The organism is Mesorhizobium sp. M7D.F.Ca.US.004.01.2.1 (genome assembly GCF_003997785.1).
In the GTDB taxonomy this organism is placed as follows: domain Bacteria; phylum Pseudomonadota; class Alphaproteobacteria; order Rhizobiales; family Rhizobiaceae; genus Mesorhizobium; species Mesorhizobium loti.
In genome coordinates this window covers 1-12,486 of sequence record NZ_RZRQ01000176.1, presented here as the reverse complement: position 1 = coordinate 12,486, position 12,486 = coordinate 1, and the positions used below count along the sequence as shown (strand labels likewise).

17 protein-coding genes are annotated in these 12,486 nt (G+C 61.7%); 10 read left to right on the top strand and 7 right to left on the bottom strand.

Annotation, left to right across the window (positions count from 1 at the left end; translation table 11 throughout):
* The 3 genes from EN993_RS21925 to EN993_RS21915 all read right to left on the bottom strand — a co-directional run.
* Positions 1-539, bottom strand: a 539-nt coding sequence (locus EN993_RS21925) for a transglutaminase-like cysteine peptidase (RefSeq protein WP_127264802.1), incomplete at its 3' end; no start/stop codon positions are given.
* Between the two features lie 270 nt (positions 540-809).
* Complete coding sequence (locus EN993_RS21920) at positions 810-1,427, bottom strand: PilZ domain-containing protein (RefSeq protein ID WP_109671769.1); 618 nt, start codon at positions 1,425-1,427, stop codon at positions 810-812.
* A gap of 140 nt (positions 1,428-1,567) precedes the next feature.
* On the bottom strand, positions 1,568-2,200 hold the full coding sequence (locus EN993_RS21915; protein ID WP_109671712.1) for a PAS domain-containing protein: 633 nt from the start codon (positions 2,198-2,200) through the stop codon (positions 1,568-1,570).
* A gap of 388 nt (positions 2,201-2,588) precedes the next feature.
* On the opposite strand from EN993_RS21915, the gene EN993_RS21910 reads away from it, so the two are divergent.
* Together EN993_RS21910 and EN993_RS21905 are read left to right on the top strand one after the other, a co-directional pair.
* Complete coding sequence (locus tag EN993_RS21910) at positions 2,589-3,344, top strand: rhomboid family intramembrane serine protease (RefSeq protein ID WP_127264801.1); 756 nt, start codon at positions 2,589-2,591, stop codon at positions 3,342-3,344.
* An 87-nt stretch (positions 3,345-3,431) separates the two neighbouring features.
* A complete protein-coding gene (locus EN993_RS21905; RefSeq protein ID WP_109671710.1) occupies positions 3,432-3,863 on the top strand; it encodes a CBS domain-containing protein in 432 nt (143 codons plus the stop codon).
* A 48-nt stretch (positions 3,864-3,911) separates the two neighbouring features.
* On the opposite strand, the gene EN993_RS21900 is transcribed toward EN993_RS21905, so the two are convergent.
* Positions 3,912-4,169, bottom strand: a complete 258-nt coding sequence (locus tag EN993_RS21900; RefSeq protein WP_023759402.1) for a YjhX family toxin — start codon at positions 4,167-4,169, stop codon at positions 3,912-3,914.
* A 281-nt stretch (positions 4,170-4,450) separates the two neighbouring features.
* Here EN993_RS21900 and gatB point away from each other — a divergent pair, with 281 nt between their 5' ends.
* From gatB to EN993_RS21870, 5 genes are all read left to right on the top strand, one after another.
* Complete coding sequence (gene gatB / locus EN993_RS21890) at positions 4,451-5,956, top strand: Asp-tRNA(Asn)/Glu-tRNA(Gln) amidotransferase subunit GatB (protein ID WP_109671709.1); 1,506 nt, start codon at positions 4,451-4,453, stop codon at positions 5,954-5,956.
* The gene (locus EN993_RS21885; RefSeq protein ID WP_126069248.1) at positions 5,953-6,648 is read left to right on the top strand and encodes a hypothetical protein; all 696 of its coding nucleotides are present in this window, start codon (positions 5,953-5,955) and stop codon (positions 6,646-6,648) included. Before gatB ends, EN993_RS21885 begins: the two co-directional genes overlap by 4 nt.
* Before the next feature lie 15 nt (positions 6,649-6,663).
* On the top strand, positions 6,664-7,152 hold the full coding sequence (locus tag EN993_RS21880) for a GNAT family N-acetyltransferase (protein ID WP_127264800.1): 489 nt from the start codon (positions 6,664-6,666) through the stop codon (positions 7,150-7,152).
* A gap of 116 nt (positions 7,153-7,268) precedes the next feature.
* On the top strand, positions 7,269-7,967 hold the full coding sequence (locus tag EN993_RS21875) for an AIM24 family protein (RefSeq protein WP_109671767.1): 699 nt from the start codon (positions 7,269-7,271) through the stop codon (positions 7,965-7,967).
* Positions 7,968-8,069: 102 nt separating this feature from the next.
* Positions 8,070-8,414 (top strand): VanZ family protein, encoded by a 345-nt coding sequence (locus tag EN993_RS21870; protein ID WP_164757748.1) that lies wholly within the window; start codon positions 8,070-8,072, stop codon positions 8,412-8,414.
* Between the two features lie 35 nt (positions 8,415-8,449).
* Here EN993_RS21870 and panC read toward each other — a convergent pair whose 3' ends face one another.
* Both panC and panB read right to left on the bottom strand, forming a co-directional pair.
* Positions 8,450-9,301: a pantoate--beta-alanine ligase gene (panC, locus tag EN993_RS21865; RefSeq protein ID WP_127264799.1), complete on the bottom strand. Its 852-nt coding sequence runs from the start codon at positions 9,299-9,301 to the stop codon at positions 8,450-8,452.
* The gene (panB, locus tag EN993_RS21860; protein ID WP_245468929.1) at positions 9,298-10,128 is read right to left on the bottom strand and encodes a 3-methyl-2-oxobutanoate hydroxymethyltransferase; all 831 of its coding nucleotides are present in this window, start codon (positions 10,126-10,128) and stop codon (positions 9,298-9,300) included. The genes panC and panB overlap by 4 nt, the downstream gene beginning before the upstream one ends.
* 241 nt (positions 10,129-10,369) lie before the next feature.
* On the opposite strand from panB, the gene EN993_RS21855 reads away from it, so the two are divergent.
* From EN993_RS21855 to EN993_RS21845, 3 genes are all read left to right on the top strand, one after another.
* Positions 10,370-10,768, top strand: coding sequence for an NADH:ubiquinone oxidoreductase subunit NDUFA12 (locus EN993_RS21855; RefSeq protein ID WP_109671704.1), 399 nt, complete (start codon positions 10,370-10,372; stop codon positions 10,766-10,768).
* A 141-nt stretch (positions 10,769-10,909) separates the two neighbouring features.
* Positions 10,910-11,503 (top strand): DUF2155 domain-containing protein, encoded by a 594-nt coding sequence (locus EN993_RS21850; RefSeq protein WP_164757747.1) that lies wholly within the window; start codon positions 10,910-10,912, stop codon positions 11,501-11,503.
* A 73-nt stretch (positions 11,504-11,576) separates the two neighbouring features.
* Positions 11,577-11,963 carry a hypothetical protein gene (locus tag EN993_RS21845; protein ID WP_109671762.1) on the top strand — a complete coding sequence of 129 codons (387 nt, stop codon included), beginning with the start codon at positions 11,577-11,579 and terminating at the stop codon, positions 11,961-11,963.
* Between the two features lie 12 nt (positions 11,964-11,975).
* Here EN993_RS21845 and aat read toward each other — a convergent pair.
* The coding region (aat, locus tag EN993_RS21840; RefSeq protein ID WP_127264797.1) for a leucyl/phenylalanyl-tRNA--protein transferase at positions 11,976-12,486 on the bottom strand (511 nt) is incomplete at its 5' end.

Genomic DNA, 12,486 nt, shown 5'->3' with positions numbered 1-12,486 from the left:
GACTGGCGCTTGAGATAGGTGTAGTCGGTGTCCGTCCAGGACAGCACCTTGGTCTCCAGATTGTCGAGGATGAACTCGCCCAGGCTGGTGCGCACGGTCAGCACCGCGTGGCCGTCGCCATTCGGCTGGCGCGCGACCGTCATCAGCAGATTGCCGGCGGGCACGCCTGCATCCATCAATTCGCGACGCTTCTCCAGCGCGTAGTCCTCGCAATCGCCATAGCCATTGTCGGGATAGGCCCAGTATTCCTCGACACCGTAGTTTTCCATGTCGGTGCGCGGCTTGATGCGGGTGTTGACCGAATTGTTGATGTTGACGATCGTCGCCCACAGTTTGCGGGTCAACTCGACCGGCGCGCCCTTCGCGGTTCTTTCGCTGCATTCGCCAGCAATGCGCTGGCAGAATTCATAATGGCCAACAGGCTGCGTGGTGCGTCCGCCGGTGTGCATATAGGCCGGTCCCGCGGCATATGCTGATCCCCAAGCGGAAAGCTGCATCGCCATTGCCACCAGCAACAGCTTGCCCCTCGTTTTCTTCATTGTTGTAGTCTCCCCGTTCGAAGGAGACATTGCCACGTGTGGATTTATTTGAGGCAAAAGCGCGAAGTAGATATTGAGTAAAACGCCAATAGAATAAACGTAAAATTTGAATCATTTGAGTATTAAATTGTTTGGCTTTGAAGCCTTGACCCTCGTGCATTGATAGTCACGCAAGTCTTGCCGGCAGCAGCCGAAGCACGCTGGTCATGGACGTAACAACGAAAAAACCGGCCGCGAGGGCCGGCTTCCCGGTGTTGCTGCCGGGCCTTGTCAGGCGCGCGGCGTGTTGAATTCGGAATCGAGCGTTTCGGGGCGCTGGATGACGGCGAATTCGATCGCGACGCCGTCCTCGAAATGGCGCACGACCTGCCCGCGCATGGTGCCGAGCATGACCTGGACGCCGATCGCCGGCTTGACGTCGATCTCGATGGCTGCGCCGGAGAGCGACAGGTCGATGATGCGGCACTGATACTGACGGCCGTCGGTGAGCTGCAGCACGCTGGTCGGATTGCGCGGCGCGACGCGTTCGTGGCGACGGTCTTCCGGCAGGTCGAGTTCGTGCTTGTTGGCAAGCCAGGTCAATTGCGCGGCGAGCTTGTCCTTCTTGCGATCCGACGCAATGACGGTCATCGCGAAACCGTCCTGCAAGGTGCGCGTGACGACACCCTCGATGCGGCCGATATGATCGATGTAGGCGATGATCTTTTCGCCGGGCATGCCGATGCGGTCGGTGCGAAACGCGACATTGCCCGGAGACATGTCGACGACCTGGCAGGGGTGCTCGGTGCGGTCTTCCAGCATGAAGCGCCCGTATATCTTGACCCGGACGCGCTGAAAGTTACGCCTTTCAGCTTGGGACGGTGCGTAGTCGACCGCCGCTGACCTCATGACTGCCTGCACCCCGTTTGGCATCCCACGCATCGATGCGAGGAACTTCATCAGAGAAGTACAACAAAGCGGGTTAACAAAGGGGAAAAGCGGGCGCTTTAGGCGTTTTGTTTTTATGCATCAAGCCGCGAGATTGCGGACTATTCCTCGCGCCCGCCATCGAAGACGACGAGATGGCGGATGCGGCGCGCCCGGCCGAGCGCCGAGATCGTCTCGGGTGCGCCGAGTTCATCGGGAACGAGCGAGGGAACATCGATCGCCGGGCGGTTGTTCAGGAGCTCCTTTTCCGGATCGATGACGCGGATCGAATCGATCAACGCGTCGGTGATCGGGTCGGCACCCAGCCAGAAGGGCTTCTCCACGGCGCTGATCACGCCCAGGCAGCGCGGATTTTCGACGCCGCCGTCAAGCGGCAGGGCAAGCAGCTCGAACTTGTTGGAGCGTCCGTTGCGGCTGAAGCCCTCATAGCTGATGAGCACGACCGATTTCTGGTCGAAGACGCCGTGGATCAGCCGCGAAACGAGCCGCTGATCCTTCTCGCGCCACAGAGACGGAAAGGAAAATCCCTTGAGCTCGCGGCCATAGCAGGCGCAAAGCCTGGTGCCTGCGAGCCGGAATACGGCTTGCCCGCGCGTGTCCCGTTCCAGGATAAAGGTGTCGGCCAGCAGCGATTTGATGTCCGCCGGCTCGACCTCCGAACGCTTCGGGGCAGGGCGTCCGTCACGCAGGCGATTCCAATATTGGAACAGCGTGATCGATCCGTTCTGGTTCATGCTATGCTGCTCCGCGCAATCTGTCGTCTGATGTCCCATCGGTGAACAGAAGGGCGCCCTCCGATGACTTACATGCGTTGCGGAGCAGGAAGCGTGCCAGCGTCGTTAACACTTGTTCACGGGTCGGGGTCGTTAAGGTTAACAAGTGGTTTACATTGCATCGAAGCGAGCCCCGTGGCACATAAAAACCACTCCAGAAGCGGTCGTTTCGCGACGATCGGCAGCACTTCAGTCAAGAGTTTTAGGGGAGCAGGGGGCTCGACCAGCCGTTCAAGGGAAACCTTGAACGGCTTCTTTTTTGATTCGCGCCCAGCGATTCGCGGTTTGCTGTTCGGTCCGCGGTGATCTAGATGCTCGAATCCCGAATCCCGCAGTGAGTGCAACTTCAATGAGTGAACCGGTAACGCCCCCGGATGCCGACCCGGTCCAGGACGCGCCGCCACAGCGGCGCGAGCCGGTGTTCAATCTGCCGCCCGTGGTGCTGGCGGTGATCGGCATCTGCGTGGCCGTCTATCTGCTGCAGCAGTATGTGCTGAGCGAATCCCAGCAGATGACACTGCTGTATGACGGGGCCTTCATCCCTGTTCTCTACACCGGCCAATACGGCTTCGACTGGTTCCTGTTTTCCCGGCCCTTCACCTACGCCTTCATGCATGGTGGCCTTGCCCACATTGCCATCAACATGGTGTGGCTCGCCGCTTTCGGTTCGCCGTTGGCAAATCGCCTCGGCACGCTCTGGTTCGCGCTGTTCTTTGCCGTGACCGGGCTGGCTTCGGTCGCGCTTTTCTGGGCGGTGCACCCTTACGGAGAGGCGCCGCTGGTCGGCGCTTCCGGTGCGATATCAGGCATGATGGGGGCTGCGGCGCGTTTTGGCTTCCGCACCGACCGTTCGGCCGGCAAGGCGGCTTTCGCCGGTCCTGTGCTGCCGATCGCATTCGTATTGCGCTTGCGCGGCGTCGTGATCTTCCTTGCCGTGTGGATGATCATCAATCTCGCCACAGGCCTTCTCGGCTTTGCCCCGGGGGTAGACGGCCAGATCGCCTGGGAAGCCCATATTGGCGGCTTTGTCGCGGGCTTCTTCGGCCTGCGCTGGTTCGACAGGCGATGGCAGGCGCCTGAATGGGAGACCGACGACCGCACTTGAAATGCAACCGATCGCGGCGCACGATGTTCACTCTTATGTGAAGGCCGGTCAGGGCAGGAACCGGCAGGCAAAGCAGAGGAGGACGCCATGACGGTTAAGGCAATTCTCGAGAAAAAAGGCCATGACGTGTTCACGCTCGGGCCGAACGAAAAGCTTAGCGAAGCCATCCGCATCCTGGCAGAACACAAGATCGGTGCGCTGGTCATCACCAATGGCGATCACAAGATCGTCGGCATCCTTTCAGAGCGCGACATTGTGCGGGTTGTCGCCCGCGAAGGTGGAGCCGCGCTCGATATCGCCGTGCGTTCGGCGATGACGCCGAAGGTGAAGATCTGCAACGAAAACCACACCGTTAACGAGGTGATGGAGATCATGACCCGAGGCCGTTTCCGCCATCTGCCGGTGGAAAAGGACGGCATGCTCGATGGGATCGTGTCCATCGGCGACGTGGTCAAGCGCCGCATCGAGGATGTCGAACGCGAGGCCGACGAGATCAGGGCCTATATCGCCACCGCCTGAGCGGTGAAGGGAACCGCCGGCCGGAGAACCGACGGGCGGGAGCCGTATCTACCTGTTGTCGAGTTCGGAACGGACGAGTTCGAGCCCGCGCCGGGTGATGCGGTAGGGTCCGCCTCCCGACGAAGAAACCGCCTTCTTCCGCTTCAGTTTTCGAAACATGTCGAGATCGACGCCCGGATAGTGCCAGCCATCGCGGGTCAGGCATTTGACGGAGGCGATCCGCTTTTTCTCGTTCTTTTCTATTTCAATGCGTCCGCCCTGCGCGAGCAGGTGCAGGATGCGCTGTTCTATGCGCGAAATATCCATGGGAGAGTTTTTCCGGGAAAACAAAAAATGCCGCCACCGCGAAGCTTCGCGGCACGGGGTTTCAGGTTTTCTGCCCTGCCTCGCTAGGAGGTCAGGGCCTTACCGGGACTGAGCGTAAGTGGACATCCACTCTCCATTGGAATGGACATCCAATAGGCGAAAGCGGCTGAAAAGGCCAGTCTGCGGCTTTGCGCTTGTCTCTTTTGGCGGTTTGCACTAGCGAAGTTGCACACCAAAATATGCGTAAACGCATAATCCGTAGTTCCAATACGCAGGCCAAAATGTCCCTCATCGACACCCGCACGCCCGACGCCAAGCGCCTTGTTTCCGGCGCCACCGGCGATTGGGAGATCATCATCGGCCTCGAGGTCCATGCGCAGATCACATCGGAAGCAAAGCTGTTTTCGGGCGCCTCGACCGCTTTCGGCGCGGCGCCTAACGCCAATGTCAGCCTGATCGATGCGGCGATGCCCGGCATGCTGCCCGTCATCAACGAGGAATGCGTCAAGCAGGCGATCCGCACCGGCCTTGGGCTGAAGGCGCAGATCAACCACAAGTCAGTCTTCGACCGGAAAAACTACTTTTATCCCGACCTGCCGCAGGGCTACCAGATCTCGCAGTTCAAGCAGCCAATCGTCGGCGAGGGCACCGTGATCGTCTCGGTCGGCCCGGACCGCCAGGGCGAATTCGAGGACATCGAGGTCGGCATCGAGCGGCTGCATCTGGAGCAGGATGCCGGCAAGTCGATGCACGACCAGCATCCGACCATGTCCTATGTCGACCTGAATCGCTCCGGCGTGGCGCTGATGGAAATCGTCTCCAAACCGGATATGCGCTCGGCCGACGAAGCCAAGGCCTATGTCACCAAGCTGCGCACCATTGTGCGTTATCTCGGCACTTGCGACGGCAACATGGACGAAGGTTCGATGCGCGCCGACGTCAACGTCTCGGTGCGCAAGCCGGGCGGCGAGTTCGGCACGCGCTGCGAGATCAAGAACGTCAACTCGATCCGCTTCATCGGCCAGGCCATCGACTACGAGGCGCGCCGGCAGATCGCCATTCTCGAGGATGGCGGCAAGATCGACCAGGAAACGCGGTTGTTCGACGCCGTCAAGGGCGAGACGCGTTCGATGCGCTCCAAGGAAGAGGCGCATGATTACCGCTACTTCCCCGATCCGGATCTTCTGCCGCTGGAATTCGACCAGGCTTATGTCGATGCACTGGCCAAGGAATTGCCAGAACTGCCCGACGACAAGAAGGCGCGGCTGATCGCGTCGCTCGGCCTGTCGACCTATGACGCCTCGATCCTGGTGTCGGAAAAGCCGATCGCCGATTATTTCGAGAAGGTGGCCGCCGGCCGCGACGGCAAACTGGCCGCCAACTGGGTCATCAACGATCTGCTCGGGCAGCTGAACAAGGCCGGAAAAGACATTGAAAACGCTCCGGTTTCGCCCGACCAGTTGGGCGCGGTCATCGATCTGATCAGGGATGGCACCATTTCCGGCAAGATCGCCAAGGATCTTTTCGAAATCGTCTGGAATGAGGGCGGCGATCCGCGCCAGCTGGTCGAAAGCCGTGGCATGAAGCAGGTCACCGACACCGGCGCCATCGAGAAGGCTGTCGATGAGGTGATCGCTGCCAACCCCGACAAGGTCGAACAGGCGCGCGCCAAGCCGAGCATGGCCGGCTGGTTCGTTGGCCAGGTGATGAAGGCGACCGGCGGCAAGGCCAACCCGCAAGCAGTCAACGACCTGGTGAAGACTAAGCTCGGCATAGCGGATCAATGAGCGGAGACCCGAACCCGGGAAACCCGGCAAGCGTCTCGTCGGCTCTGTTGATTGCCGGCGCCGTGCTGCTTTTTGTCGGCACGCTGCTTCATCCGATGCATGAAGACCCGAATGATGCGCTTCGCGCCTTCCGTGAATATGCCGCCGACCCTGTCTGGCTGTTCAGCCACATGGCACAGCTTGCCGGCGTCCTGTCTATGGTCGCCGGCCTGGTGCTCATCCTTGGCCGTCCGTCGGCCGGCCCGCTTCGTGGCTGGGCGCTTCTGACGACCGTATTCGGCGCAGCGTCTCTGGCGGCGGCAGCTGCCTTGCAGGCCGTCGACGGCATTGCACTGAAAGCGGTGGTCGATGCCTGGGCAATGGCTGATGCGGCGACAAAACCATCGTTGTTCAGTGCCGCCTTCGCCGTGCGCCAGATCGAAGTCGGCTTTGCCGCGATCAGTGCCATGCTGCTCGGCTTGACGGTTTTGCTCGCCAATGTCGCCCTGCGTCAGGCTAGGCACAGTCCGTTGTGGCTGTCGTCGCTTGGCGGCGCCGGCGCCGTGGGTGTCCTGATCGGCGGTTTCGCTACCGCGGCAACCGGTTTCTCCGACACTGCCATGGCGGCCAACATGCCGGGCAGCATGGTGCTTCTGGTCTGGGTCGTGCTGCTTGCCGTGATCGACTTCCGGCACAAGCCGGTCGCTGCATAGGCGGGGAAAGAATCCGTGTTCGTCCGCACCGCAGGCGAACGCGACCTTGCCGCTGTGCGGACGCTGCTGGTGGAAACCTGGCATGCGACCTATGACGCCATTTATGGCGCTGCCAAAGTCACCGAGATCACCGATGAATGGCACTCGATTGCCTCGCTCCGCTCGCGGCTGACACGGCCGAACTCGGAATTCCTGGTGGCCGATGACGGCAAGCGTATTGGCGGCATGGCTTTCGCCGCCGCAACCGCGGATGCGAAGGTCATTCTGCTGAACCAGCTCTACGTCCATCCGGACTGCCAAAGGCGAGGGATCGGGCAGGCACTGCTCGACGAGGTCGAAGCCAGTTTCCCGGAAGCGCGAACGCTGCGTGTCGAGGTCGAGGAGGCCAATGGCGCTGCCATTGCTTTCTACCGATCGAAGGGTTTCTTGCCCGTCAGCGCCGCCGCAGAATCCCGTGAGAGCTCAAGGCCGACGACGCTGAGTTTCGAGAAGTCGCTCGGATAGACAGCCCGGCCGGTAATTGTCTCGCGTTTTTGATTTGACCGGCCCCCGCAGTCGTATCAACGCTGCCTGAGCCCGCGTCCGCATCCAAGGGACGCGACGGCGCGAGGGGGATGTTCATGCCAAGCTTGCCGGAACTGATGCCGACACAGGTGTCGGACGAAACCTTTGGCGGCGTCACCTATCACATTGCGGGCGAGCTGGTGCCGGTGCTTTCGGTCGATGTGACGCGGATGCCGGTCTATTTCGAGCACCACATCCTTTTGTGGAAGAATTCCACCATCACCATCGGCCTGAAATCGCTGAAGGGTGCGCTGAAGCGTATGATGGCCGGCATGCAGATCTTCGTCACCGAGGCGTCGGGGGCGGGCATCGTTGCCTTCAGCCGCGATGGGCCGGGCCACATCGTGCCGATCCATCTCAGGCACGGCGAGGAGATCCAGGTGCGCGAGCACCAGTTTCTCGCCGCCACCGGCAATGTCGACTACACCTTCGAGCGCGTGCGCGGCCTGGCGACGATGCTGTTTGGCCAGAGCGGCTTCTTCATCGACCGTTTTCGCGGCGATTCCGGCGACGGCATCGTCTGGCTGCACGGCTATGGCAATGTCTTCGAAAAGACGCTCGCCGCCGGCGAAACCATCGACATCGAACCGGGTGGCTGGCTGTTCAAGGATGTCTCGGTCAGGATGGAAACCAAGATCGACCGCCTGTCGAGCGGCTTCTTCGGAGCCAACATGAATTTTATCGTCAACCGGTTCACCGGGCCGGGTCGGGTCGGCATCCAGTCTATGTATCTGCATATGCCGACCGAGGAATAGTTCGACGAAAGCCACCGGCGGGCAGCACGGCATGGCGGCAGCGATCCGGCCATGCGTCATCCCGGCATTTGCTGTGCCGGCTCACGACGGATATGCAAGGATATGACCAAACTGTCCCGCACTCTAGCGCTGGCGCTGCTCGCCATCATCACTTTCGCGACCTTGTCGCCGATCCAGATGCGGCCGCACATCGCCGAAGCGAATGTTGAGCGTGCCTTGGCCTATGTCCTGTTGGGCTTCGCCCTGGCGCTCGGCTTCCCCAATCGACTGTATCAAGCCGTGATCTTCGTGGCTGTGACCGCCGGCATATTGGAACTGCTTCAGATCATTGATCCCGGTCGCCACGCGCAGCTTTCCGACGCAGTCGTGAAAGCCTGCGCAGGCATTGTCGGGATCCTCGTGGGGCAATTGTTCGTCAGGAGCAGCGGACGAATAGGAGAGCCGTAGGCGCGGGCAGAAAGCCGCCGCATCGACGATCCACTTTAGGTAGAGGCAACCTCCACATTGTCGATCAGCCTGGTCTTGCCGAGCCATGCGGCCGCGAGCAGGCGCCCTGCGCGGTCTTGACGCCAAGGTGCCAGCGTCAGGCTTTCGCGGGCCTCGACATAGTCGACTTTCTGGAAGCCGGCAGCGACGAGGGCGCGGCGGGCCTCTTCGGTTGCGTCGCTCTGGTCGGCGCCTGCCGCCAGGGCCACTGCCGTGTTGCGCAATATCACGTTGAGCTGGCGGGCGATCGTCAGTTCGGCCTCACTGAGATAGGCATTGCGTGACGACATGGCGAGACCATGCGCGTCGCGTATCGTCGGCGCGCCGATGATGTCGACGGGCAGGTCGAGGTCGCGGCAGAGCTGCCTGACGACGCAAAGCTGCTGGTAGTCCTTCTCGCCAAAGACCGCACAGTCGGGCGTTGCCTGCAGGAGGAGCTTTGCCACCACGGTGGCGACGCCGTCGAAAAAGGTCGGCCGAAAGTCCGATTCGAGCCCGGCTGAGGGGCCGCCGACCGAGATTTTTGTAGCGAAGCCGGCAGGATACATCTCGCCAACCGTCGGTGTGAAGGCAAGGTCGGCTTTTGCCACGCCCAGCCGGTCGAGGTCGCGGGCGAGCTGGCGCGGGTATTTGTCGAGGTCTTCGGTCGGCGCGAACTGCGTCGGGTTGACGAAGATCGACACGACGCAGCGATCGGCCCTTTCGAGCGCGATCCTGACCAGCGAGATGTGCCCGTCATGCAATGCGCCCATGGTCGGCACCATGGCGACACGAAGGCCATCGCGCCGCCAGTCACGGATTTGCGCGCGAAGTGCGGCAACGCTGTCGACGACGACGGGCTGGCTCATGCGTCATCCCTGCTCTTTGTCGCCGAAAAGACATGGCCGGGACCGGGGAATGTCCGGCTTCGCACCTCCGCCGCGTAGGTTTCGGCGGCATACGAGATCACGCTGCGCAGATCGGCATATTCCTTGACGAATTTCGGCACGCGGTCGACGGTGAGCCCGACCATGTCGTCGATGACCAGGATCTGGCCGTCGCAGTCGCCGCTGGCGCCGATGCCGATGGTTGGAATGGCGATGCGGCGGGTGATATCGGCGGCGACGGCCTCGACCGTGCCTTCGATGACCACCGAGAAAGCCCCGGCGTTCTCGACGGCAAGCGCATCGCGAAGCAAAGCCGCGACAGCCTCCTCGGTGCGGCCCTTGATCTTGTAGCCGCCGTCCTTCTCGACCGATTGCGGCTGCAGGCCGATATGTCCCATCACCGGAATGCCAGCGGCGACGATGGCCGCGATCTGGCTGGTCATGTCGACGCCGCCTTCGAGCTTCACCGCCTGGCAGCCGGTTTCGTCGATGACCCGCCGCGCCGAGGCAACGGCTTGTGTCGCCGAAGCCTCATAGGTGCCAGCCGGCAGGTCGACGACGACGCAGGCCCTGGCCGAGCCGCGCATCACCGCCTGGCCATGCGCGATCATCATCTCCAGCGAGGCGCCCAGCGTCGTCTTGTGGCCATGCAGGACCATGGCGACACTGTCGCCGACCAGAAGCAGGTCGACATGGTCGTCGAGCAGACGGGCGACGGGGTAGGTGTAGGCGGTCAGGCAGACAATCGGCGTGCCGGCCTTGCGGCGGCGAATCGCCTCAGTGCTGATGCGGATATCGGTGGTCGGCAATTCCGTGGCCAATCGTCACCTCCTTCGGCCTCAAGCCGGGCTGGATGCCCGCATGGGCGCGCAGAGCTTTAGAAAGACCGCAAAGGCTTGGCAAGCGCCCATCCTGTCGCCCGGAAAGATCACAGGCTTGTATCGGGTTTCCGGCAAGCCATTTGCGCGCTCCACGTGGCAAAAGCCTTGCCTTCGGCAAGGCCTGACGCCATAAGCAGGAAACGGGCGCCGTCGGCGCGAGGGTTTTGTGATGAAGACTTTCCTTACGCAGTTTTTCACCTGGTGGAACAGCCAGACGCTGGGAACGCGCCTGCACACCTGGCGGCATGGCAAGAGGGTCGGCCAGGACGAGACGGGCAACATCTATTATGAGGGCGGCATCGATTCGGAAGGCCGCACGCGCCGCTGGGTCATCTACCGCAACTATTCGGAAGCCTCAGCGATACCGCCTGGCTGGCACGGCTGGATACATCACCGTGTCGACGTCGCGCCGTCCGGCGAAGACTACAAGCCGCGCGACTGGCAGAAGTCGCATCAGCCCAATCTGACCGGCACTCCGGCAGCCTATCGTCCGAAGGGTTCGGTACTGACCAATCAGCACCGCCCGCAGGTCACCGGCGACTATGACGCCTGGACGCCCGGGTCGTAACGGCCCCGACTTGTAACGGCGCAAGGTGCAAGCCGGTCCTTTATCGCCACAATTGGTGTTTAGCTGCTTGCTGATCAGAAAACGGCGACTAGCCTTGGCGATCGACAGAATCACCCGGGCGCGAACCACCGGTACCCCTATATGAGCTTTTTCAGCCTGACATCGATGGGCGGCCTGATGGTAGCCGCCGGCCTTGCCGTCAGCACCGCGGCCCTCGCGGCTTCGCCTGAACCCGCCGCGCCGGCGCCGGCGCCGCCCGCGGGAGCGAACCGGGTCACCAATCCCGTCGCCGAGTTTGCCGGCATCGACAAGATCACCGGCCGCATCATCACCTTCGATGTCTATATCGACGAGACCGTACAGTTCGGTGCTTTGCAGGTGACGCCGCGCGTCTGCTATTCGCGGCCGCAGACCGAGGAGCCGAAGACGGATTCCTTCGTCGAGGTCGACGAGATCACGCTCGACCGCAAGATCCGCCGCATCTTCACCGGCTGGATGTTTGCCGAAAGCCCCGGCCTCAACGCCGTCGAACATGCCGTCTATGACGTCTGGCTGAAGGAATGCAAGCAGAAGTCGGATGTGCCGGCGCCCGACGGCGCCAAGGCCGACGCAACCAAAGCCGAGGCACCCAAGCCTGCCGCAGCCAAACCGAAGCCCGCAGCCACTCCAGACGTGACCGAGCCTGATGTGGCTGAGCCGGACGCTTCGGAACCCGATACGACCGACTCCAACTGATCCTTCGGAACCGTCCTGGCCACCATGCGTTGGGCCTGACGACCGTGCATTTATGCGTAGGGAGGATTTTCCGATGTCAGACAGCAAGCGGATCACCGCCGGCAAGAAAGAGTTGCTGGAGCTCGAAAAGGGGTTCTGGACGGGCGACGCGGCCTACTATGCGGCCAATGCCGACACCGAATGCCTGGTGGCATTTCCGCAGATGGCCAAGGCGATGGACAATGCTGATCTCGCCAAGACCGCAACCAGGCCCAACCGTTGGCGGGACCTGAAGATCGACCTCAAGGGTATCATCGAGCCGGGCAGCGACATTGTCATGCTGACCTACGAGGCGCATGCCACGCGGGAGAACGGCGAACCCTACGCGGCCCTGGTCAGCACCGGCTATGTCCATCGCGTCAATGGCTGGAAGATGATGTTCCATGCGCATACGCCGATGGAAGCCGCTGCCGGGAAATAAGGGGCTCAATCGTCAGGGGTAGAATACGGCCTCGCCCTTCAGTGCGTCGGCCAGCATCTTCTCGTATTTGCCGCGCGGCACGTCGATCGCGCCGAAGCGCTTGAGGTGCTCGGTGGTAAACTGCGTATCAAGCAGAGCAAAGCCGCGTGCCTTCAACCGCTCGACGAGATAGAAAAGGCAGGTCTTGGAGGCGTCCGTCTCCCTGGCGAACATGCTTTCGCCAAAAAACACCCGGCCAAGCGATACGCCATAGAGACCGCCGACCAGCCGGTCCTCGCGCCACGCCTCGACCGAATGGCAATGCCCTATCCGATGCAGTTCGACATAGGCTTCGCGGATCGGCGCGTTGATCCAGGTCGACCGCCGTTCCGCACGTTTTTCCGCGCAACCGTCGATCGTGGCTTCGAAATCGAAATCGAAACGGATGTCGAAAGGGTGCTTCTTGATCGTTTTCTTCAGGCTTTTCGGCGCGTGAAAACCATCGAGTGGAATGATGCCGCGCGTCTCTGGGCGCACCCAGAAC